A 2,817-nucleotide genomic window follows, 5' to 3' on the forward strand; every position below is an offset into this window, starting at 1 on the left:
GGCCCCGCCCGCCTCCGAGGTCGAGCTGCTCATCGGCGGGATGACCTGCGCCTCCTGCGCGGCCCGCGTCGAGAAGAAGCTCAACCGCATGGACGGCGTGACCGCCACGGTGAACTACGCGACGGAGAAGGCCCGGATCACCTACCCCGCCGGCATCGGGGTCGCCGACCTCGTCGCCACCGTGGTGAAGACCGGCTACACCGCCGAGGAGCCCGCTCCCCCGCCGCCACCGGCCTCGGGGCGGGAGTCCGCACCGGACGGGACGGAGGGGCCCGGCGGGCCGGGCGCCGCACCGGCGGACCCCGGACTCACCGCCCTGCGCGACCGGCTGACGGTCTCCGCCGTGCTCGCCCTTCCCGTCGTGCTGCTCGCGATGGTCCCGCCCCTGCAGTTCGACCACTGGCAGTGGCTCTCGCTCACCCTCGCCGCCCCCGTCGTCGTCTGGGGGGCACTGCCCTTCCACCGGGCCGCCTGGACCAACCTGCGGCACGGCGCGGCCACCATGGACACCCTGGTCTCCGTCGGCACGCTCGCCGCGTTCGGCTGGTCGCTGTGGGCGCTGTTCCTCGGTGACGCGGGCATGCCCGGGATGCGGCACCCCTTCGAGTGGACCGTCTCCCGCGCCGACGGCGCCTCCATGATCTACCTGGAGGTCGCCGCCGGCGTCACCGTCTTCCTCCTCCTCGGCCGTTACCTCGAGGCCCGCTCCAAGCGCCGTGCGGGCGCCGCCCTGCGGGCCCTGATGGAGCTGGGCGCCAAGGACGTCGCCGTGCTCCGCGACGAGGGCGGCGGCCGGGTGCGCGAGGTGCGCGTCCCGGCGGAGCGGCTGGCGGCCGGCGACCGGTTCGTCGTGCGCCCCGGGGAGAAGATCGCCACCGACGGGACGGTGGTGGAGGGCTCCTCCGCCGTGGACGCGTCGATGCTGACCGGCGAGTCGGTGCCGGTGGACGTCACCGTCGGCGACACCGTCACCGGTGCCACGGTCAACGCGGGCGGCCGGCTCGTCGTGGAGGCCACCCGGGTCGGCGCCGACACCCGGCTCGCACGGATGGCACGGGCCGTGGAGGACGCGCAGAACGGCAAGGCCGAGGTGCAGCGGCTGGCGGACCGGATCTCCGGGGTCTTCGTCCCCGTGGTGCTGTTCCTCGCCGCCGGGACCTTCGGCGGGTGGCTCGGCGCCACCGGCGACACCGTCGCCGCCTTCACCGCGGCCGTCGCGGTACTGATCATCGCCTGCCCGTGCGCCCTCGGGCTGGCCACCCCGACCGCGCTCATGGTGGGCACCGGGCGCGGCGCGCAGCTCGGCATCCTCATCAAGGGCCCCGAGGTGCTGGAGTCCACCCGCCGCGTCGACACCGTCGTCCTCGACAAGACCGGCACGGTCACCACCGGCCGGATGACCCTGCAGCGGGTCCACACCGCCGACGGCACCGACGAGAAGCTGCTGCTGCGGCTGGCGGGCGCCCTGGAGCACGCCTCCGAGCACCCGATCGCCCGCGCGATCGCCGCCGGCGCCGAGGAGCGGGCGGGGGCCCTGCCGTCGGCCGAGAACTTCGAGAACGTCCCGGGGCGGGGCGTCCGCGGGCGCGTGGAGGGCCGCGAGGTGGTCGTGGGACGGCCCGGCGAAGGCGTGCCCCCGCTGCCGCCGGAACTGGAGCGGGCCCGCGAGGAGGCCGAGCGGGACGGGCTCACGGCCGTCGTGGCCGGCTGGGACGGCACCGCGCACGGGTTCCTCGCCGTCGCGGACGCGGTCAAGGAGACCAGTGCGGAGGCCGTGCGGGAGCTGCGCGCCCTCGGGCTCACCCCCGTCCTGCTCACCGGCGACAACCGCACCGTCGCCGAGGCGGTGGGCCGGGCCGTCGGCATCGACCGGGTGATCGCCGAGGTCCTGCCCGAGGACAAGGCCGCCGTCGTGCGGCAACTGCAAGAGGAGGGGCGGGCCGTCGCCATGGTCGGTGACGGCGTCAACGACGCCGCCGCCCTCGCCACCGCCGATCTGGGCCTGGCCATGGGAACCGGCACCGACGCGGCGATCGAGGCCGGCGACCTGACCCTGGTCCGCGGCGACCTGCGGGTGGCGGCGGACGCCATCCGGCTGTCCCGCCGCACCCTCGCCACCATCAAGGGCAATCTCGTGTGGGCCTTCGGATACAACGTCGCCGCGCTGCCGCTGGCCGCGGCCGGACTCCTCAATCCGATGATCGCGGGGGCCGCCATGGCCTTCTCGTCGGTCTTCGTCGTCACCAACAGCCTGCGGCTGCGCTCGTTTCATTGAGGTCTCGACGGACAGGACCCCCTGGAGTCCGGTACGACATTTCACATAAGCTCTTCACAAGGCTCCCGCATCTTCCTTACTCTTGGGGCGCGTCGGTAATTCAGGGCCCTTGCGCACCTAACGGACATATGCAAGAGACGCAGATCACAGTGATGTGAACGTAACCATCGAAGGGGTTCGAAGGTCTAAGTTGGCGATGTCGGGAAGCGTCTTGGGGGGCGCGACCTGACATCTGGGGATGTCTTGGGGGACTTTCCCGGAGCTGCGTTGCCGGGGCACGCACATCGGAGAGCTTTGAGCGGCCCTCCCGACGGTGCGGGTCCCGGCAGACCGCAAGGGCGCGGTGAGTTCCGCTCATCGCGCTCAAAGACAGCGATTCAGGCGCTGATCTTCACAGACGCCCGGCCGGATCCCGTGGGGGGAATCCGCACCGGGACATGGGAAGGCGCCCTGTCGTCGGCCCGTGGGGGGACCGGCGGCACCCGCGGCGGCCCGGGCCCCGAAAAGAAGGAAGGCGCCCTGCGCCGGTCCCCCCACGGGCC

Annotated in this window: 1 protein-coding gene; it reads left to right on the forward strand. The window is 73.4% G+C overall.

All coding sequences use genetic code 11. From position 1 onward, the window contains the following. On the forward strand, window positions 1-2,275 hold a 2,275-nt coding region (locus AOK18_RS21080; protein WP_055695370.1), incomplete at its 5' end, for a heavy metal translocating P-type ATPase. Window positions 2,276-2,817: the final 542 nt, after the last annotated feature.

Origin of the sequence: Streptomyces prasinopilosus, from assembly GCF_001419695.1 — a bacterium.
GTDB classification, from domain to species: Bacteria; Actinomycetota; Actinomycetes; order Streptomycetales; family Streptomycetaceae; genus Streptomyces; species Streptomyces prasinopilosus.